Raw genomic sequence first — 20,427 nt, forward strand, 5'->3', positions numbered from 1 at the left:
TGCGTCAACCAACACGGTCATTGGTGAGTCAGTGCTTCGGTGAAGGTGATCGGGTCAAAAAATGTTTCTTTTTCACTGGCATCGCAATGCGCGCTGAAAATGAACTTGCCGCCGGAGGAACTCGACACGTAAACCCGTGTAACGCCCTCGAAGTCGGCGTAGTTCTGCCCGGGGCGAATCACCGCCGAGCCGCCACTGCCGCTCGCAGGTTCGACGGACCAGCGCACCAGACGGTTGCGCCCGGGGTTTTGATATTCGTCGCGCAGCGTGGCGTACAGCTCGACTTCCTGCCCCGCCGGAACCGGTTCCAGCGGCACCTGGGCAGTTAATGGTGCGGGGAAGAACAGCGTCTTGGGGTCATCGGAGATATTGATCGTCGGGGCCTGTTGTGCGTCGATCAGGTCAAGCCAGAACAGTGGCGTTTCCTGCCCCATGACCTTGCCCGGCAGATACTCGACCGTCACCGTTCCATTGACTTCAGTGGGCTTGGCCACAATCGTGCCGAGGCTCACTTGCCAGTACACATTGACGCCGCTCAGTGGCTTGTCATCGGCGTCCGTCAACGTCACGGTCAACAAGACTTTCTCTTCGGGTTTGCCGGCCACCACCTCGGTCTTGTCCACTTCACATTCCATTTTGACCAGTGGTTGCGCCACCTCATCGGCAAAGGCAACCACCGATTCACGGGTGGCTGAAAGGCTGAGCAGCGCGCGCTCGGCGGCGAATCGATACTTGTCCTTGTCTACGTCCTCCGGCAGATTTCCCACGAGGAAAATCGTCAGGGCGTCCATGCCGCTGTGCCGGGCCAATACGCGGATGCGCATCAGCAAATCGAGCTGGGGCAAAGTCTTGAGGATCTTCAGTTCAGGATCGATGTGGCTGACGCACTCGCGCACCTCCTGCACACTCCAGTCAAAAAACGCCGCCAGCCGCAGCGCTGCCGCGTCCTGTGCCAGCCGCAGCGCATGGCATGACAGGGGCGTGGGTAATGCGTTGACCTGACGCAGGTAGTCGAGCAGTTTGCCGGCCGGTTGCTCGCTCAACTCGAAGGCCCGTCCCAGCGCGCTCAGGTAATACAGGGTGCGGATCGACAGCAGGTGCCGATCGTCCTGAGCCATCCAGGCCGTGTGGCCGTATTGCAGAAAGTCTTCGAGCAACACCGCAGACAGTTCCAGCTTGCTCGCCACCGCACTGCGGCGTCGCACATCAGCCAGCAAGCTCAGCAGCGGGTCGGGTTGCTCTGCGGTGCGTGCAGCGGGACTGAGTGCCTCAGTTGCATCGGCACGCGCGCTGACCTGCGACAACAACTGATAAACCGTGGACTGCGCCCAGGTCAGCATCAGCAACCCGCGTTCGGTATCAAGGCCGGTGTACACCGCCAGACACTCCCGGGCGACCGAGACCTGCGCCTCCCGCGCCTGCAACAGCACGCCGAGCATGCGCTCGACGAGAATGCCCCGCACACTGGCGTCGTTCTCGCCCAGCCCTTCCCTGATTGCCTGGTCGAACCTTACCCGGGCACGGTTCAGGTAGTCGGTCTCGGGTAATTGCAGGTCGATGACCAGACCCGTCGGGTCGACCAGTTCGGTCAACAACCGCAGCCAGTCCAGCCCCTCCAGTGAGGGAACGCCAGCCATCGACAGCCCGGCATTGTTGAACAGTGCGGCAGGCAGCAGGTTGCGGATCTGCTCGAACAACTGCTGCTCAGCCTGCGTGGCAACCGCCAGGGCCTGCAGCGGTGCCACTTGCTGCAGCATCCACAGCACGGGAATCTCGCGATCCTTGCACCAGGACACACAGGAGTGCAGGGCGTAAATCAGATTCAGCACGTCCGGTGTGGTTTCGCTATTGAGCCGTGAGTGCACGCGCGGCAAACCTGCCAGCCCGTCGACCCAGCTCTCGCCGCCCAACAGCGTCAGCATCAGCACGCCTTCGACCGGAGTAATGCCCAGCAACCGTGGCAATTTCACCAGCCGGTAGAAACTCGAAATGACTGCCGTAGTACGCTTCAGCGTGCCGTTGAACTTGTGCGCCCGTTCGATCGCCACTGCCAGGTAGGCATACGTCTGCAGATCGATGCCCAATCCGCTGCACAACTGGCTGATCGTCAGCTCCGCGACACCCTGCGCCGGCAGCGTCGCGAACGTCGCGCCGTCCAGCAGCAGGGGCTGGCGATAATTGCCCTGACTGTTGAAGGTGCGATCGAACAGTGACAGGGCATTGGCACGCCCGTAAATCGAGACTTCATCGATAAATGCCGCGAAATCCTCTGCCGAACAGCCATAGCGTTCACGCAGCGACTGAAACAGGCCCAGCGCATGCACCTGATGGGTAGAAATCCACCACGGATTTGCCGGTGTCGCATGACGGGCCTCTGCCCTGATCGCCGCCGTCAACAACGCATCCACCTGCTCGCTGGGCAGCTCCAGCCATCGATCCAGGCGCAACTTGCGATTCATTCGTTCGTAGCGGTCAATGATGGTCGGGTCTTGTGTCAAACGATGCAGAAAGGCTTCGCTGTCTTCCCTGTAATCAATGTCGAGCGCCGGGATGGTCGCGGCGTTTAGATACACCGAGCCGGATCGCTGGCTCTCGTCAGCGCCCGGTTGCTCGCTGTCATACACGCTGACGTTGGCCGAACGCGTCGGGGCGAATTCGCGAATCGACAGCAACGCCTCGATATCCCGGGTGTCCAGCCCCGTCCGCTCGCCAAAGAATTTCACCTGATTGAGATTTAGCCAATCGGTCCCAGGTGCTCCAAAGTTGCATTGGTAATAATCGTCCCTTGCGTCGGTATCACCAGATTTTATCGGAGCCTCCGTCAGCAATTTACGCTGATAAGGCCCCAGCCGCGACGCATGGGTAAAGGCGCGCCCGGCATCGTTGTCCCATGCCTCGGGCTGCAGGAAATAGGGATAGGCCAGATCCACCATGTGAGCGATATTGCCCACCGACAGGCCATGTTCACGGGCGACAAAATCAAGCGTGACCCAATGCTGGTAGTACGGCAGGCCATTGGGGTAACGGGTCTGGATCAGTGCCTCTTCGAGGTCCGGAGCGCTATCGTTTTCTTCGATAAACGTTTCGAGCACCGGGACGATGATGTCCAGCGCCGACACTGCCTGATGCACGGCATTGAAGTCGACCAGCAGCTTTTTCAGATCCTGACGGCGCTCATGCAAATCGAGCTTTTGCTCGCCGCCAATGGCGTGGATTCTGTCCTCGATCCAGCGCAACAACTCGATCAGGTAAGCCACCGGAGATGCGATTGACTCCAGGGCCTGCGGTGGGCACAACCCATCGAAATTGGTCGAGAACAAACTCTCGTAGCTCGGTCCCGCGACCATCGACAACAGACCGCTGTCGGGGCGCGTGACCCGGGCCTGCGAACCGCGCAACGAGTGTTCGATGAACTGGCGCCGGACAAACACCGCCAGGCTATTGGCCCTGCGTAAAAAGGCCCGCGCGTCGTCGGGACTCATCCGGTAGTGGCTGACCAGTCCCCGAACGCCTTGCTCAACCAGCGGAAAAATCGAACCGCCGTTTTCGAGGTAATTGCAAAAATCGGTATAGGTTTCGCGCTGTTCATCGCTGAACACTTGCCTCAGCAACTGCTGCACTGGACGGATCACAGGCTCGGTCATGGTCTTGCTCCCGGTGGAGTCGAAATCACCTCGAAACGCTCGCTTTCGACCCAGTCGGAAATGCTCGAGACATCCGCAGCGTCGGTGATGGTCTGTTGGAATCGGCACCAGTGGCCGCCTGGACGCAAGGCGTGCGATGCCTCGCCGCGCCAGCCTTGATCGGTGACGGCAATGTCTTCGCTCAAGACTTGATCAGGGTCGTACCAGGTCACCACGCGCCCCACGCCCGTGCGGCCTTTACCGACGAAGCGAAGCGGATTTTCTTTCCAGCTTCCCGGCGTCGGCTCATCAATCTCGGGCAGGTAAGTGCCGAGCTCCACTGGATGTGCAGCCGAGGGGGCAGACTCGAAGCCATCACACGAGGACACCGCCACCAACTGCGCAGTGCCGCCGGACTGCCCCGTTTCAAGCGTCAGCGACCAGGTACGATCCTCGAGCACCGGAGCGCTTGCGCGTACCGAGCCCTTGCTGCCCGTCAGCGTCACCAGCACTGTGTCACCGGGATAGCCGAAGCCGGACACAACAACCCGACGACCGACGTGCACACCTCGCCCGGGGCTTTCGATAACCGGCGCGGCGGGCACCACCTTGAAACTGCGCACAAGGCTTTCCTTCGACTCATGATTGTCGAAGAATTGCCGGGCCTTCACCTTGTAGTTGCCGACCGGCAACGTTACGTCGGCAAACCAATCACCCTTGGCGTCTATCGAGACTTTCTCGCGCAGGATTTCGCTCGGACTTTCACGCCAGATCGTTACGTGCCCAAGGGGTTCGCCGGTGCCATGAAGAGTCGAGGTGCGCGCCAGCGATTGATGCTCCTGCGGCACCGTGATGACCGGCGGCACCAGCACGACAAAAAAACTGCGCACAGCGCTGGGCAGAGAGGGTCTGCCGGCGATGGTTTGCACGGCATCGATCTGGTATTTGCGGAACTCGAGTTTTTTCAGCTCGATGAACCAGTCGCCATGAGCGGTCAGCCGTTTCGGCTCACCCAGATTCCGCCCGAATTGCGCGTCCCGCAGTTGCAATGTGGCACCCTTATAGCCGTTGATGCCGTGCACGTTCATGTCGTAGTGGGTGTCTGCGTTTTCCTCCGGCGCGGTGATATCCGGTTTCTCCGGGCTGACCGAGAACGTTTGCGAGGCTGGCGGCGACGGATGCCCGGCGACGGTCTGGATCACCGTCACGGTGTGCTGCTCGTCCGGAGCAAACCCGGCGTCGCGCTTGAAGGTCCATGTGCCACTGCTTCCATCAGGTTTGTGCTCGGTCGCACTGTCGCTGTACTTCAGGCTCAGTGTCGCGCCGGGCCAGCAGGTGCCGGAGATTTTCGGCGAGAGTCCATCGTCTTCGACGGCAGTGATGATGGGTGCCAGCAGCGGCACGGTGATGGTCATTTCCACCGGATCGGAGGCGAAAGCGTCTCTGGACTGCACCACCAGGACGATTCTGCTGGTATTCGGCTGCCAGGGTGTCGATGCCTCTGCCGTCCAGCCCTGGCCCGTCACGGGCGCGGGTGGTGCAATGGCGGCGCCGGTCTGCTTGTCCGTCACTTGCACGGTGGCGCCGGCTATCCCTCTGCCAGTGATACGCGGCTTGTAGTCGACAACGGTAAAAGCCAGCTCGGTCGGCGGTGGGAAACGGTCGATATTGATGACCAGCTCAACAGCGTCCGACACCGCCGCATCGAGCCTCTGCACCACACGCACGGTGCGGGTCGAACCCGGTGCCCACGCCTCGAAGGCACGGGTCAACCAGCCCTGATTCGTGACCTGCGTCGATGGCGCGAGCGCAGCGCCGGTCGCCTTGTCGGTGACCTCGACAGATGCCCCTGCAATACCTTCGCCGATGAATGTCGGCGTGTAGAGGTCATTGGTGTATCTCACTGCAGAGGGCGGTGGAAGTTTCGATGAAGCCTTGAAATGGTATTCATGCGAGGGAATCGAGCCACCAGCATTGTCGTCAACTTTCTGCACGACCTTCAGATCGTAGTCGCCGATGGGCCAGTACTGTGAAGTCGTTCTCCAACTGCCTGCGGTCACGACAACGGCAGATGGCGGCGTAGCTCCTGTCGGACCTCGGACAATCGTGATCTCGACCGTGGCGCCGGTAAAACCTGCGCCGGAAAACTCGATGGTGGTGAGGGACGGGTAGGTGAAGTTGATTGTGCTCGGTATTGGGGGGCGGACTTTGAACGAACGGGCCACACTCACTTCCGAAGTGCTGCTAGATACCTTTTGCTGCGCCACAACCGTAAAGCGGCCCGGCGGCATGTCGCGGGTGAACGTTGTAACTCTCCATCCTCCGTTGGCATCAGCAATGCCTTGGCCGACCTTGAATGAATGTTCGAAATCCTTGAGGACTTCGACGGTCGCACCTGGAACAGCCCTCCCCCCTTCTATCGGACCTCTCGGATCGGTCACCGCTGATTCGGATGGCGTCGTGATTGTCGGCTGCAGAAGCAAGGTGAAGAATTGTTGAGCGGTCCAATCATCCATGCCTCTGTGGCCAGCCGTGATATCGACGCGACCGCCGTCAGGGTAGTTGGACTGGTTGAATGATGCTTCCCACGTATCGTCAGGCTTGACGGTTGTCGTGGCGTGTAACACGCCGCCCCCCGGGGTCATCACATCGATGACTTTACCTGGCGTACCTCGGCCTTTGATCAGCAATCCGCTGGCCGACTTGAGTACCGCACTGTTTGCCGGAGAGTCGATACGTGGTGCCACGTACCTTGGCTTGAGGGTAACGGTATTGGACTTACCGGAGTTCTGGTTGCCAATGATTTGTACGGCGTAGAAATCCAAAAAGCCGGGCGGCAACACGATGGAGGTATTCCACCCCCCGTTGTTCTGGACAGTAGCAGTACCCAATGTAATTTCAGCGTTGTTAGACTGCCGCCGCAAATGAATTGTGCCGGGGACAAGCCCTTTGCTACCGGATACAGTGAACGGCTTCTCGACATCGATCTCGGTTCCGGAAGTGGGAACCTCGATAATCGGTTTCTGTGCTGGATAGATATCAAGGCCCCACCCTTCGTGGGGTTCAACATCGTTGTTTTCTCCGTCGTAGTTAACCCGGATTGCCAGCGACACGCCAAAATCAGGAGGACCGAGCGGGGAGTCGACATATTCCACATACTCGTGCCACCGGTCGTCTTGCAACATGCTGTCAGGTGAGTTCTTGCGCACCCATGTACCGGCCTGCAGGCCCAAATCTATGTTTGCCCTATCTTTATTGGCGCCCCGTGTGGTCATGTGGTAGCGCAAGGTCTTCACATAGATGCGGCCTGATTCGAACTTGTACCGGCACACCATTTGAGTTCGCAGCTCAGACACTCTGGGGTGTGTCTGGTAAAGCGATGTTTCGACCGCATCCGCCCAGAAAACCTCGGAAAACTGCGCTCCATCGCCCAGTTCCTTGAGTGATCCGTCTGCCAGTTTCGTGACCTGAGCGACAGTGGTCTGAACCTTTTCGGTATCAAGCCAGGCTCGTCCTTTCTCGTCGTCCTCGACGGTTTCGTTCATGTCGGCAATGCTCCGGGCAATGGGTCGCTCACGTTGTGGGATCAACATACGTGTGCTCATTGCACGCGACCACTGTCAGAACTGACAGTCCAAAAGATCCAATTCATCTAAAAAAATATTGCTTGAGTACTAGAGCATCTAAGTCTTTCGACGCCCTACTTCGACACGCGCAGCAAACTACAACGCCTTGCGCCTTTGCCTACAGATCCGCCAGAATCCGCCGGCTTGTGCGCTTTGCCGATGCTCCGTAACGTGGTCCGTGCCGCTGCCAATCAGTGGTCGGGTTTAGTCGTCCGGGGGTTTCACCAATGTGCATAAGCGTCATCAAGTCGGGTATTCCCTATCCCCGCACTCGATGGTGGCTGTTCGCAGGGCGCCTTCGGGCGCGCCGGTTTTTGGTGATGGTTTCCCCCGGTCGACTAACCTGCGTTCAGCCGCCACCCTCTCGTTTAGTCGCGAGATCGTGCTGGCATCACTTAAGGGAAAATCACCATGTTCAAACCAACTCCGAATCCGCCCGAAACAAATCCTGCCGATACCTCGCCCTACGAATCCCCTGATTCACGAAAGCTCCACGAAGCCGCCGAGCGCGCCCTCGATCACTACCTCAAACCTGAACCGCCCTCGCGCAATTCCGTGGATCGTGGCATGCAGATGTTCCGGGTCGCGCCCGACATCAACCCCGAAGCGATCGCCATTCAGACCTACGAAACCTTTTCGTCGGTGAGCATTCTGTTGCTGGATCTGGCGGACAGCCTGGAAGACAAACCACGGCATCTGGCGATGGCGATTTATCAGTTGAGCGAGATGGGGTTACTGCTCGCGGAGAAGACGCTGGACAGTGAGCGGGCGATTGCTGTGGGTTAGCCTTTGAAGAAGCGTTGTCCGGGCTGATGCCTTCGCGGGCAAGCCCGCTCCCACAGGGATTTGTGGTGTGCACAAATGCTTTGATCAACCCCGGACACTGTGGGAGCTGGCTGGCCCGCAATGGCAATTCGGCGAGCGTCGCCGAAGTCAGGCCGAGGCGGGCAATGGCTGGAAGCTGAAGTACTGACGCAGCGCCTCGACCAGTTGCGCATATTCCGGGGGCGGACGCTGCAGGCTGAACCCGGCGTCGTAATGCAGGGGCGTCGCGTCTTCGTGGCACCACAGGCAGCACGCCGTGAGGTCGATGACCTGCTGGCAGCCGTCGCTGAATGGCAGTTTGAGACGCAGACTGAAATCGACGCCGATCATCATCGGCAACTGGCTGATGAGCATCAGCCCGTCCTCGGACACGTTGCCCAGAAAACCGATGGGTTTGTCGGTGACGCTGTTGTACACCCGCAGGAAGTACGGCAACTGGTGCCGTTCAATTCGACGATCGGTAAACATGCGCAGTACGCCATGCAAGGCTCCATCACAGAGCCGCACCTTTGCTTCGGAACGTGCCTGCCCTGCAGACGCGCTCTCCCCGCTTCCGGTGTGACGGTCGCCAATACGCCATCACCTCAACCTCTACCAGTCGCAGGTGTTGCCCCGGCCCAAAATCAGACTCTGAACCGGATCACTGGACTATAGCTCAGCTTGTACAGTCGGCCAGCGTTTGTATGACAACCAGCATCAGAAACGTTGCGGACTTGGTGCTGCCGCTGCGCTGCGAGTCGGGTAATGTCCCAGGCTCTGCAGGGTTTCCAGGCGGGCGCGCGCACGGAAGGCGTATTCGCTGTGGGGGTACGAGGCGATGATGAACTGGTAGGTCTGCGCCGCATCGATGTACATTTTTTGCCGTTCCAGGCACTGGCCGCGCATCATCGACACTTCCGGCCAGACATATGGCCGGGCCCGGCTGGCGCGTTCAACCTTGGACAGTTCGAGCATCACCTGCTCGCAATTGCCCCGGTCGTAGGCGCTGTAGGCGTTGTTCAAATGATGGTTCATCGACCAACGGGTGCAGCCCGTGACGGCGAGGACGCTGAGGGCAAGGGCGGCAATGGGCAACAATCGCATGGGGAGGTTCTCCTGTCTTGAGCTCTGTATCGACCCCTGGTCGTAAATCTTCAGGCGCGTTTGTCCCAAAGTTGCCACGTTCAATAAAGAAAACAATAAGTAGTGCAAACGAACAATGACTACACCCCAAGAGCATAGTAGCCTCTGCTAGCGCTTGAACTCAGGAGTCTTTGCATGTCCGTCCGTCGTACCAAAATCGTCGCTACCCTTGGCCCGGCCAGTAACTCGCCGGAAGTTCTCGAACAGCTGATTCTGGCTGGTCTGGACGTTGCCCGTCTGAACTTCTCCCACGGCACCCCCGACGAGCACAAGGCTCGCGCGAAGCTGGTGCGTGACCTCGCCGCCAAGCACGGCCGTTTCGTCGCCCTGCTGGGTGACCTGCAAGGCCCGAAAATCCGTATCGCCAAATTCGCCAACAAGCGCATTGAGCTGAAGATCGGTGACAAGTTCACCTTTTCCACCAGCCATCCGCTGACCGAAGGCAACCAGCAAGTGGTCGGCATCGACTACCCGGATCTGGTGAAAGACTGCGGCGTAGGCGACGAGCTGCTGCTCGACGATGGCCGCGTAGTGATGCGCGTCGAAACCGCCACTGCTACCGAGCTGCACTGCGTGGTGACCATCGGCGGCCCGCTGTCCGACCACAAAGGCATCAACCGTCGCGGTGGCGGCCTGACCGCACCAGCCCTGACCGAAAAAGACAAGGCCGACATCAAGCTCGCCGCCGAAATGGAAGTCGACTACCTCGCGGTGTCCTTCCCGCGTGACGCGGCTGACATGAACTATGCCCGTCAACTGCGCGACGAAGCCGGCGGCACTGCCTGGCTGGTGGCGAAAATCGAACGCGCCGAAGCCGTGGCCGACGACGAAACCCTCGACGGTTTGATCAAGGCTTCCGACGCAGTGATGGTTGCCCGTGGCGACCTCGGTGTGGAAATCGGCGACGCCGAGCTGGTGGGCATTCAGAAGAAGATCATTCTGCACGCACGCCGCCACAACAAGGCGGTGATCGTCGCGACCCAGATGATGGAGTCGATGATCCAGAACCCGATGCCGACCCGCGCCGAAGTGTCCGACGTGGCCAACGCCGTGCTCGACTACACCGACGCCGTGATGCTCTCGGCCGAATCCGCTGCCGGCCTCTACCCGCTGGAAGCCGTTCAGGCGATGGCGCGCATCTGCGTCGGCGCTGAAAAGCACCCGACCAGCAAGACGTCCAGCCACCGTATCGGCAAGGAATTCGAGCGCTGCGACGAAAGCATCGCCCTGGCGACCATGTACACCGCCAACCACTTCCCGGGCGTGAAAGCGATCATCGCTCTGACCGAGAGTGGCTACACCCCGCTGATCATGTCGCGTATCCGTTCCTCGGTGCCGATCTACGCCTTCACCCCGCACCGCGAAGCCCAGGCTCGCGCAGCGATGTTCCGTGGCGTGTACACCGTGCCGTTCGACCCGGCCTCGCTGGCCCCGAACGAAGTCAGCCAGAAGGCGATCGACGAACTGGTCAAGCGTGGCGTTGTGGAAAAAGGCGACTGGGTCATCCTGACCAAGGGCGACAGCTACCACACCACCGGTGGCACCAACGGCATGAAGATCCTGCACGTTGGCGACCCACAGGTCTGAGTGATTCGTTGAAAACCAAAAGCCCCGGCATGCGAATGCCGGGGCTTTTTTATTACTCGTGTCGCGTCCTGAATAAGGTTTACACCTTCTGACCAATCTTCAGGAGGATTCAATGGATACCGGAAAAAGGCGGAGCCAGCGCGATTACACGCTAGCTTTTAAATTGTCAGTCGTAGATCAAGTCGAAAAAGGCGAGTTGAGTTATAAAGAGGCTCAACGGCGCTTTGGCATTCAAGGCCGGTCCACGGTACTGGTTTGGTTACGCAAGCATGGCCGACAGGACTGGAGCCAAGGCGCCTCAATCCGAGCGCTGCGGAGCAGGCCGATGACCGACCCCAACCTACCGCTGACACCCGAACAGCGGATCAAAGAGCTTGAAGAACAGTTGGCGCTGAGCAATCAGAAGGCCCAGTTCTTTGAAGCTGTCGTGAACGTCTTGAAAAATGATTACGGTGTGTCCATCGTAAAAAAGCGACCCGGCAAGTCCTCTCGCAAGGGCAAATCCAAGACCTGAGCATTACCAGGGCTTGCCTGTTTATGGGCATTTCGCGCCAAGCGTATTACAAGCGCAACCGAGCCTTTGACGCGAGAGTTTGCCAAGACCAGCAGGTAGTGGAATTCGTTCTGGAAAAGCGTCGGCGCCAGCCGAGGCTTGGGACGCGCAAACTGCACCACCTGATGCTAATTGAAGCCGCAACAGCGCTACGTGTCGGTCGAGACCGCCTGTTTTCCATCTTGCGAGAGGCGCGAGAGCTGGTTCCTCGCAAACGTGCTTATCATAAAACCACGCATAGCCATCATCGCTTCCGCCGTCACCCCAACCTACTCAAAGCTGGCCCGGAACAAGTTGTAGCCAGCAGACCTGAGCAGGTTTGGGTCGCAGACATTACCTATCTCCCAACGCGGGAAAGTGTCGCTTACGTTAGCCTGATAACAGACGCGTACTCACGCAAAATCGTGGGTCATCATGTGCACAGCAGCCTGCATACGGAGTCGGTGGTCAGGGCGCTGCAGAAGGCTGTTAGTCAGCGAAAATCCAATCAACCGCTCATTCATCATTCAGATCGCGGAGCCCAGTATTGCTCTGATTTATACCAACGGATGCATACCCGGCATGGAATCAGGTGCTCAATGACTGACGGTTATGATTGCTATCAGAACGCTATGGCGGAGAGGGTAAATGGGATTTTGAAGACTGAGTTTTTGCTACATCGCCCCAAAGACCTGGCGGATGCAGTGAAAATGGTGGATGAATCGGTGCAAATCTACAACCGGGAGCGGCCGCACTTATCCCTGAAATACAAAACGCCCGATGCGGTGCATCGGGCGTTTTGAGACTGAAACAGGTGTAAACCTATTTCAGGACTAGACATCGTTAACACCTGTCGGGCGAATCTACAACTGTCAGACCTGACAGTTGTGCCACTGAAGATGGAAGCTTTTAATCGAAACTCGTCCGATCATTAATCTTCAGAGTTTTACGCTTTTCTATCGTGCAATGAACTGACGACCTGTTTTTTCTGCAATTGCACGAGGTCGAAAAAATGACTAGTCAAAAAACTTACGGCGGGATGCTCGATACCGATTTCGGCGACGACGGAATTGTGACGATAGTCAACGGAAATCCGGACTACGGAACTGTCCATATCAAACAACTGCTGGTAAAGGATTCCTGGATTTATTTCGGCGGGCATTCCTCCAAAGGCAATTCCAGCTACTTCACCCTGGGCCGCCTGGATCTAAATGGCGATCCTGATCCTGATTATGGTGAGAACGGTTTATTCCAACACCCGCTTCCCGAGTTTTCCGGCCTTTCCTCGTTTGCTTTGCAAGATGGCAGGATTATCGTTAACGCCGAATCCAAATCGTCTATTGCTACCAATTTTTCGTATTTTTACCGATTGGAAGCAAATGGATCACTGGATAAAACGTTTGGCGAAGATGGCCAGGTTTGTCTGGAGCTCGGTTCGCTATCCACGCAACCAATTGAAGTTCTGGAAAGCTCCGCCGCTGACCAGACGAGTATGGTGATCTTGCGTGACGGCAAGATTCTCACTATTCATTACTATGGATGGATCATACGCCTGACGCCAGAGGGAGCCCCGGACACAACATTCTCCCCTACAGGCTTCATCCATATCAAAAACCCTCATAATCCAACGAGTCTGTTGCAGAGCTTGCTGGTTGACGATGAGCAAGAGAAGTATGTGGTTGGAGGCTTGACGCTCGCCGCATCAAGTCACCATGCCATGCTTGCCTGCTTGCATAAGAATGGCGAGCCCGATGAGTCGTTTGGCCGGATGAAAAATGGTTTCGTGGTGTTCGATGTGCGTACATCAGAGTTCAAACAACTTGTGCGACAGCACAATGGACGGATTCTTGGGGTTGGTGAAGCGGGAGCATTTCCAGATACCAAAGCGTTGCTGATCAGCTCCGAGCCCAATGGTGAACCGAACATTCAATTCAATCAGAGTCAACCGTTGCTGACGTCCCTGGCCAAGGAAACACAGTGGGAGGCCGGCGCATTTCAAAAAAACGGCCGGTCTGTTGTCGTGGGGTCGACAGGCACTTTCACGCCCATGACTCACCAGCTTGTCGTGGCCCGCTTTGACAGCGACGGGACACCAGATACCAGCTTTGGCAATGGACAGGGTTATGTCAAACAGACGCTGCCATCCTATGGAAAAGGAAGGTATATGGCGAGAGTTGCCCTGCAACCCGATGATGAAAAAATCCTCGTGAGCGCCATCCCGCTCGTCCCGAAAGACGAGGAACCTGGAAATCCGGTGATCTTGCGGTACTTACCCAACTGAAGTGCATTCCTCGCTGATAGCAGTTTAGGCAAACGTCCTATGCACGGGAGTTAATGTCTTGCCTCATCAAAGCCCCGGCATGTGAGTGCTGGGGCTTTTTTATGCCCGCTAACACCTCTTCAGCGGATCTACAACTGTCAGACCTGACAGTTGTGCTCACTCCAATGGACGACTCTAATCAAACCTCGTCCGGTCATTAATCTTCAGACTTATATGTTCTCGCCTATTGAGCAATGAGCTGACGGCTTCGCTGCAATTTCTCTTTAGACGAGGTTTGAACAATGACGACTCAAGAAAATATTCTCTCGGGAACGCTTGACCCAACCTTTAACGGTAATGGCATGTTGACCATCGATTATGGTGATTCTGACATGGGAGATATCTATATTCGCCAGATCAAGACCAAGGAAACGGGACCGAATCAAGGAATTTATTTTGCCGGATTTGCCCACCATTTTTACAACCGCACAGCGATTACTGTGGGCCGATTGGACTTCGACGGTAAACCTGACCCATCTTTTGGACCAACAGAAAATGGTTTAGTCCAAATCCGGTTTCCGAATGACATTGAAGCAACTGTAATGTCTTTCGCCATTCAGTCTGATGGCAACATAATCATCGAAGCGATTGACAACAACTACAACAACACCTTGTCCTGTTTCGCTCGGTTTAAACCCGATGGGTCGCTCGATTCGGATTTTGGCCAGGATGGCTTCGCAATCATACCTCTAGAGCGCTATGGCACCCCCCTGCCGCTGCCGGAGGATTCAAACACCACCCCGCGCCAAAGCGCCGGCGGCCTGATGGGAATGGAGTTACTGCCAGAGGGCTCTATATTGGCGTGCCACCCGAGCGGTGTAATCCTGCGTCTGACCTCTGAAGGCAAAATGGACAAAAGTTTCAACAAGGAAGGATTTCTCAAGGTCGATCACCCTGACTACCCCGAAGCTCGGATAGAAATCAGTGGAGTTATGCGGCGTGACGATGGCAAATATGTGGCAGTGGGCACTATTGTCGTCAGTCCATACAAAGCGATATTCGTATGCTGTGACTCTACTGGGATAATCGACACTTCATTTGGCTCGGATGGAAACGGTTTTGTCGTGATCGAGGGAACGCCGGAGCATCAGGGAATAGGTCTCGACCTTCTGGCCAAACAACCCAATCAGAGGCTACTCGGTATTGGTTCCGATTTTGCGTTCCCATTTGAATCGGGTCTATTGATCAGCCGCGAGTCCAATGGCAAGCCCAACATCCAGTTCAACAAGGGCGAACCTGTTTACACGCGTCTGAATGACGAGAAGATGCGAACCATCTGGATGGGCGCGGCTTTTCAAGAGAAAGATGGCAAGACCGTGGTCTCGGGCGCGTTGGGCACTCCCGATTTGGAGAACTTTTGGATTGTCATTGCGCGTTTCAACGCCAACGGAGAAATGGACACAACCTTTGGCGCCGAGCAAGGCTGGGTAAAAAAGCGTATGCAAACACAAGGAGGAGGCTATGCAACCAACGTGACCTTGCAGGGCGACGGTAAAATCCTGGTATGCGCTATACCGACCACCCTGAGGGGCGTCGAAGATAAAAACGCGAGGATCTTGCGCTTTTTATATTGATAGATGGCAATGCCGGCAGGTGCACCATTGAGTCTGCAGATGAAACACAAAAGCCCCCGGCATGTGAATGCCAGGTCTTTTTGTATTCTGAGCTAAAAGATCGGCGTCTATCTGCCCTCATCGCTGACAAACCAGCTCCCACAAGGCTCGCGGCGCCCATAGATTTTGCATCCACTACAAAACCTGTGGGAGCGGGCTTGCTCGCGAAGGGGTCCGCATGCTCAGCGAAGATCTCAGTGCCGCTTGATAAACCCGGTCAACGCCGCCAACGCCTCCGGCGAGCGCAAGCGCTGGGTGAACAGTGCGCCCTCCTCCTCGATCACCTTACGGACCAATTCGCGATCCGGCGCTCGCATCAATTGCTTGCTGATGCGCACCGCTTCGGCCGGTAGCTCGTCGAAACGCAGCGCCATCTCCCGCGCCTTGCTTAGCGCCGCAGCGCCGCTACCCAATGCTTCGGTGGCAATGCCCCACTGCGCCGCCTGCTCACCGCTGAATCCTTCGCCGAGCAACAACAGCTCCGCCGCTTTCGCGTGTCCGAGCAAACGCGGCAGGATCAGGCTGGAGCCGAACTCCGGGCACAGCCCGAGGTTGACGAATGGCATGCGCAACCGCGCATCGCGGCTGACGTAGACCAGATCGCAATGCAGCAACAACGTGGTGCCGATGCCCACCGCCGCGCCGGCCACGGCGGCGATCACCGGTTTGCGGCACTCGAGCAGGTTGAGCATGAAATGGAACACCGGGCTGTCGAGGTCGCTCGGTGGCTGCTGGATGAAGTCGGCGATGTCGTTGCCGGCGGTGAAGCACTCGGCGCTGCCGGTGATCAGCACGGCGTTGATTTCAGGATCGTTGTCGGCCAGCCTCAAGGCCTCGGCGAGGCGGCTGTACATCGCTCGGGTCAGGGCGTTTTTCTTATCCGGGCGGTTGAGGCGCAGGGTGAGCAAACCGCGTTCGCGTTCCAGCAGGATGGCTTCGGTCATCAGCGTTACTCAACATTTAAAAGGGCTGACAAAGTTCTTTTGGTGAGGCAAAACTTCTGTGGTGAGGGGATTTATCCCCGATTGAGTGCGCAGCACTCACAAAATCCCGGGGCCGCTACGCAGCCCATCGGGGATAAATCCCCTCACCACAGGAGTTCACCTTCACACGAGATTCAGCGCTTAACTGCGGGACAAAAACACATCGGCCAGCAGTTGATTGCGCGGCAGTCCGGCCAGGTACAGACGCTTGGCAAACGCATCGACGCTGGCGGTTGAGCCGCAGACTAAGGCCAGGGTTTGCCGGGAAACAAGGCGCAGTTGCGCCAAAGCGGCGGCTGACTCGGCCGCCGTCCACAGCTCGACGCTGAGGTTTTCGCGCTGCGCAGCAAGCGCCGCCAGGGGTTTGGCCAGATAGTGCTCGCGTTCGTCATGGGCCAGGTGAATGACGCGGATGGCGCCTTGGTGATCCTGGCGCAAGGCTTCGCGCAGCACGCCGAACAACGGGCCCAGCCCGGTGCCGGCAGCCAGCAGCCACAGCGGTCGGGTGTGCCAGTCCGGGTCGTAATGCAACGCTCCGCCACGCAGTTCGCCGAGGCGGATCGGGTCGCCGATCTGCAGGCGCCGCGCCGCATCGCTGAATTCGCCGGGCTGGCGACAGTCGAGGTGGAATTCGAGAAAACGGTCTTCCTGCGGCAGGCTCGCCAGCGAATACGGCCGCGCGATGTGATTGATCCACAACACCAGATGCTGCCCGGCGCTGTAGCGCAGCGGTCGTTGCGGGGTGAGGCGCAAACGCAGGACGTTGTCACTGAGCCAGTCCAGCGCCTCGACCAGCGCCGGGCGCCCGTCGGTGACGGGGTCGAAGGTGTGTACCTGCAAATCTTCCGTGACCTGACACTGACAGGCCAGCCGCCAGCCTTGCTGGCGCTGTTCAGCGCTCAAGGCATCCGGGCGACTGTCGGTGGGCGAGCCCTGAACACACTGCACCAGACAGGCATGGCAACTGCCGGCGCGGCAGCTGTAAGGCACCGCGACGCCGTGCTGATTCAGCGCGTCGAGCAAATTGCTGCCCGCCGCCACCGACCATTGCCGATCACCGACGCGAAGTTCAGGCATCCACATTCTCCCATGCCGCTGCACAGCGATTGCGCCCGTCGCGCTTGGCCCGGTACAGCGCCTGATCAGCGCGCTGCAAGGCGTCGTCCAGATCATCACCCAGTTCCAGCAGGGTCATGCCTGCCGACAGGCTCAGGCTGCGCACATTCAGGCCCACCAGTTCGACGTCGGTGAAAGCAATGCGCAGGCGTTCACAACAGGCGGTCAGGCGTTCGGCATCGCAGTCGGGCAGCAACACCACGAATTCCTCGCCACCGTAACGCGCCAGCACGTCGCCGTCACGCAGGCAGGCACCCGCCACACCGGCGAACGCCTGCAACACCTGATCGCCGGCGGCATGGCCGTGCAGATCGTTGATGCGTTTGAAATGGTCGAGGTCGATCAGCGCCAGACCATGCACCACGCCCGGTTCCATCTCCGCCAGCTCCCGTGAGGCCAGGCGCAGAAAATGCCGACGATTGAACAGGCCGGTCAGCTCATCGGTGGCCACCAGATCTTCGAGCTGGCGCATCATCCCGCGCAGGGTGTCCTGATGCGCCTGCAAGGCAAACCGGCGCTGGCGCATGCGTTGCCGCGAAACCTGGACGAAGCGTGCGTAAATTACCAGCCACGCCAGCACCATCGCCAGAATGCACACCTGCAACGCCGCCAGTGCCGGATCCGGCAGACGGAAGTGGTAGCCATCCCAGAGGGTGATCGCACAGAAACTGAAGAACACCAGCAGCGCGCAACGAATGAACGCGCGCCGGGTTAAATGAAACAGGCCGAACAGCAGGATCAGTACGTAGAACACCAGAAACGCGCCACGTGCTTCGTCCAGATGAGCGATCAGCCAAGTCTGCCAGCCGAGCCCGAGCAGCACTTGCGCTTCGGTCAGGCTGGGGTCGGCAAAGCGCTGGTTGCGCCCGGACCAGAACAGCGTAAACAACGTGGCCTGGCAGATCACCACCAGCGCGCTGCCGATGGCCACGCTGTTCAATGATTGCGGGTAATGCCCGGTGAAAAACGCCAGCCACAGCAGCAGCAAAGCCAATCCATAGGTGGCTGCGGCGAGGGCAAAGCGCTTGAGCAAAAGACGTTGAATGGCGTTATGGGTCAATCGTTGACTCACCGTGCGATAGGAGGCTGACCGAGTGTCCTACTCTACAGACCGGATGCCACTTTAGAGGGGCGGTCGATAAATGACCACCGATTTTCGGCGCCAAAAATTGACGTCAAATGCATGACCCGATTGTCGGATTGACGCCGCCTTCTGTGGCGAGGGAGCTTGCTCCCGCTGGCCTGCGCAGCAGGCCCAAATCCAGCCAACTCAATATTTCAGTTCCACCGTGTAAACCGATTTACGGCTGCTGCGCAGCCGAGCGGGAGCAAGCTCCCTCGCCACAGGGGCCAGCAGTGTTCGGTATGCGACCAACGAATGACTGCCGACGCGTGTATGCCCGGAAGAGGCGCGGTATACTGCCGCGCCTTTTTAGCGTCGCGCCAGCAGCCCCGGCGTGCCTTGAAAGGTGTCTGCGACCGACCGATGCACCCAAGCCGCAGGCACCTTATTGAATGTTCCCGTCTTTTAGAGGAGCGCGACTCATGACCGTGATCAAGCAAGACGACCTGATTCAGAGCGTTGCCGACGCCCTGCAGTTCATTTCCTATTACCACCCCGTGGATTTCATCCAGGCGATGCACGAAGCCTACCTGCGCGAAGAATCGCCAGCGGCCCGTGACTCGATCGCGCAGATCCTGATCAACTCGCGCATGTGCGCCACCGGCCACCGGCCGATCTGCCAGGACACCGGCATCGTCACCGTGTTCGTGCGCGTAGGCATGGACGTGCGTTGGGATGGCGCGACCATGAGCCTGGACGACATGATCAACGAAGGCGTGCGCCGCGCCTACAACCTGCCGGAAAACGTCCTGCGTGCTTCGATCCTCGCCGACCCGGCGGGCGCTCGCAAAAACACCAAGGACAACACCCCGGCAGTCATCCACTACTCCATCGTCCCGGGCAACACCGTGGAAGTGGACGTGGCGGCCAAGGGCGGCGGATCCGAGAACAAGTCGAAAATGGCCATGCTCAACCCGTCCGACTCGATCGTTGACTGGGTGCTCAAGACCGTTCCGACCATGGGTGCCGGCTGGTGCCCACCGGGCATGCTGGGCATCGGCATCGGCGGCACCGCCGAGAAAGCCGCGGTCATGGCCAAGGAAGTGTTGATGGAATCCATCGACATCCATGAGCTGAAAGCCCGTGGCCCGCAGAACCGTATCGAAGAGATCCGTCTGGAGCTGTTCGAGAAGGTCAACCAGCTGGGCATCGGCGCCCAGGGCCTCGGTGGCCTGACCACTGTGCTCGACGTGAAGATCATGGATTACCCGACTCACGCCGCCTCGCTGCCGGTGTGCATGATCCCGAACTGCGCCGCCACCCGTCACGCGCACTTCGTGCTCGATGGCACTGGCCCGGCCTCGCTGGAAGCGCCATCGCTGGACGCCTACCCGGAAATCGTCTGGGAAGCCGGCCCGTCGGCTCGTCGCGTCAACCTCGACACCCTGAGCCCGGAAGAAGTGCAGAGCTGGAAGCCGGGCGAAACCGTCCTGCTCAACGGCAAGATGCTCACCGGCCGCGACGCTGCGCACAAGCGCATGGTCGAGATGCTGAACAAGGGTGAAACCCTGCCGGTGGATCTGAAAGGCCGCTTCATCTACTACGTCGGCCCGGTTGATCCGGTCGGTGACGAAGTGGTTGGCCCGGCTGGCCCGACCACCGCGACGCGGATGGACAAGTTCACCCGTCAGATCCTTGAGCAGACCGGCCTGCTGGGCATGATCGGCAAGTCCGAACGCGGCCCGACCGCGATCGAAGCGATCAAGGACAACAAGGCCGTGTACCTGATGGCCGTGGGCGGCGCCGCTTATCTGGTGGCCCAGGCCATCAAGAAATCCAAAGTGCTGGCCTTCGCCGAGCTGGGCATGGAAGCGATCTACGAGTTCGAGGTCAAGGACATGCCGGTCACCGTCGCGGTGGACAGCAACGGTGAGTCGGTACACATCACCGGCCCGGCGATCTGGCAACAGAAGATCGCCGAAAGCCTGGCGGTAGAAGTGCAGTAAGCGTTTCGCAG

General features: G+C 58.5%; 13 protein-coding genes. 6 read left to right on the forward strand and 7 right to left on the reverse strand.

Going from position 1 to position 20,427, the window contains the following annotated elements; all coding sequences use genetic code 11:
- Positions 1-17: 17 nt before the first annotated feature.
- The gene (locus AC1RBR_RS21020; protein ID WP_492566427.1) at positions 18-3,644 is read right to left on the reverse strand and encodes a Tc toxin subunit A; all 3,627 of its coding nucleotides are present in this window, start codon (positions 3,642-3,644) and stop codon (positions 18-20) included.
- Entirely contained in the window at positions 3,641-7,168 is a 3,528-nt protein-coding gene (locus AC1RBR_RS21025; protein ID WP_492566429.1) for a hypothetical protein, read from the reverse strand. Before AC1RBR_RS21025 ends, AC1RBR_RS21020 begins: the two co-directional genes overlap by 4 nt.
- 492 nt (positions 7,169-7,660) lie before the next feature.
- Here AC1RBR_RS21025 and AC1RBR_RS21030 point away from each other — a divergent pair, with 492 nt between their 5' ends.
- The gene (locus AC1RBR_RS21030; protein WP_492566431.1) at positions 7,661-8,035 is read left to right on the forward strand and encodes a DUF6124 family protein; all 375 of its coding nucleotides are present in this window, start codon (positions 7,661-7,663) and stop codon (positions 8,033-8,035) included.
- Positions 8,036-8,182: 147 nt separating this feature from the next.
- Here the strand turns inward: AC1RBR_RS21030 and AC1RBR_RS21035 are convergent, their stop codons facing one another.
- A complete protein-coding gene (locus AC1RBR_RS21035; protein WP_095137007.1) occupies positions 8,183-8,542 on the reverse strand; it encodes a PilZ domain-containing protein in 360 nt (119 codons plus the stop codon).
- 228 nt (positions 8,543-8,770) lie between these two features.
- Positions 8,771-9,157: a tetratricopeptide repeat protein gene (locus AC1RBR_RS21040; protein ID WP_166496431.1), complete on the reverse strand. Its 387-nt coding sequence runs from the start codon at positions 9,155-9,157 to the stop codon at positions 8,771-8,773.
- A gap of 174 nt (positions 9,158-9,331) precedes the next feature.
- On the opposite strand from AC1RBR_RS21040, the gene pyk reads away from it, so the two are divergent.
- From pyk to AC1RBR_RS21060, 4 genes are all read left to right on the forward strand, one after another.
- Positions 9,332-10,783 carry a pyruvate kinase gene (gene pyk, locus AC1RBR_RS21045; protein WP_003227610.1) on the forward strand — a complete coding sequence of 484 codons (1,452 nt, stop codon included), beginning with the start codon at positions 9,332-9,334 and terminating at the stop codon, positions 10,781-10,783.
- Between the two features lie 112 nt (positions 10,784-10,895).
- A protein-coding gene (locus AC1RBR_RS21050) for an IS3 family transposase (RefSeq protein WP_177325627.1) occupies positions 10,896-12,118 on the forward strand; the annotation gives its coding sequence in 2 pieces (ribosomal slippage) (positions 10,896-11,247 and positions 11,247-12,118; 1,224 coding nt in all).
- Between the two features lie 209 nt (positions 12,119-12,327).
- Positions 12,328-13,596, forward strand: coding sequence for an NHL repeat-containing protein (locus AC1RBR_RS21055; RefSeq protein ID WP_492566433.1), 1,269 nt, complete (start codon positions 12,328-12,330; stop codon positions 13,594-13,596).
- A 281-nt stretch (positions 13,597-13,877) separates the two neighbouring features.
- Complete coding sequence (locus AC1RBR_RS21060) at positions 13,878-15,209, forward strand: NHL repeat-containing protein (protein WP_492566435.1); 1,332 nt, start codon at positions 13,878-13,880, stop codon at positions 15,207-15,209.
- 233 nt (positions 15,210-15,442) lie between these two features.
- Here AC1RBR_RS21060 and AC1RBR_RS21065 read toward each other — a convergent pair whose 3' ends face one another.
- From AC1RBR_RS21065 to AC1RBR_RS21075, 3 genes are all read right to left on the reverse strand, one after another.
- A complete protein-coding gene (locus tag AC1RBR_RS21065; protein WP_492566437.1) occupies positions 15,443-16,192 on the reverse strand; it encodes an enoyl-CoA hydratase-related protein in 750 nt (249 codons plus the stop codon).
- A 180-nt stretch (positions 16,193-16,372) separates the two neighbouring features.
- Positions 16,373-17,308, reverse strand: a complete 936-nt coding sequence (locus tag AC1RBR_RS21070) for an iron-sulfur-binding ferredoxin reductase (RefSeq protein ID WP_492566439.1) — start codon at positions 17,306-17,308, stop codon at positions 16,373-16,375.
- On the reverse strand, positions 17,301-18,407 hold the full coding sequence (locus tag AC1RBR_RS21075) for a GGDEF domain-containing protein (protein ID WP_027612505.1): 1,107 nt from the start codon (positions 18,405-18,407) through the stop codon (positions 17,301-17,303). Before AC1RBR_RS21075 ends, AC1RBR_RS21070 begins: the two co-directional genes overlap by 8 nt.
- 485 nt (positions 18,408-18,892) lie before the next feature.
- Here AC1RBR_RS21075 and AC1RBR_RS21080 point away from each other — a divergent pair, with 485 nt between their 5' ends.
- Entirely contained in the window at positions 18,893-20,416 is a 1,524-nt protein-coding gene (locus AC1RBR_RS21080; protein ID WP_492566441.1) for a fumarate hydratase, read from the forward strand.
- Positions 20,417-20,427: the final 11 nt, after the last annotated feature.

It is taken from the genome of Pseudomonas sp. GW823-FHT01D03, from assembly GCF_058798255.1.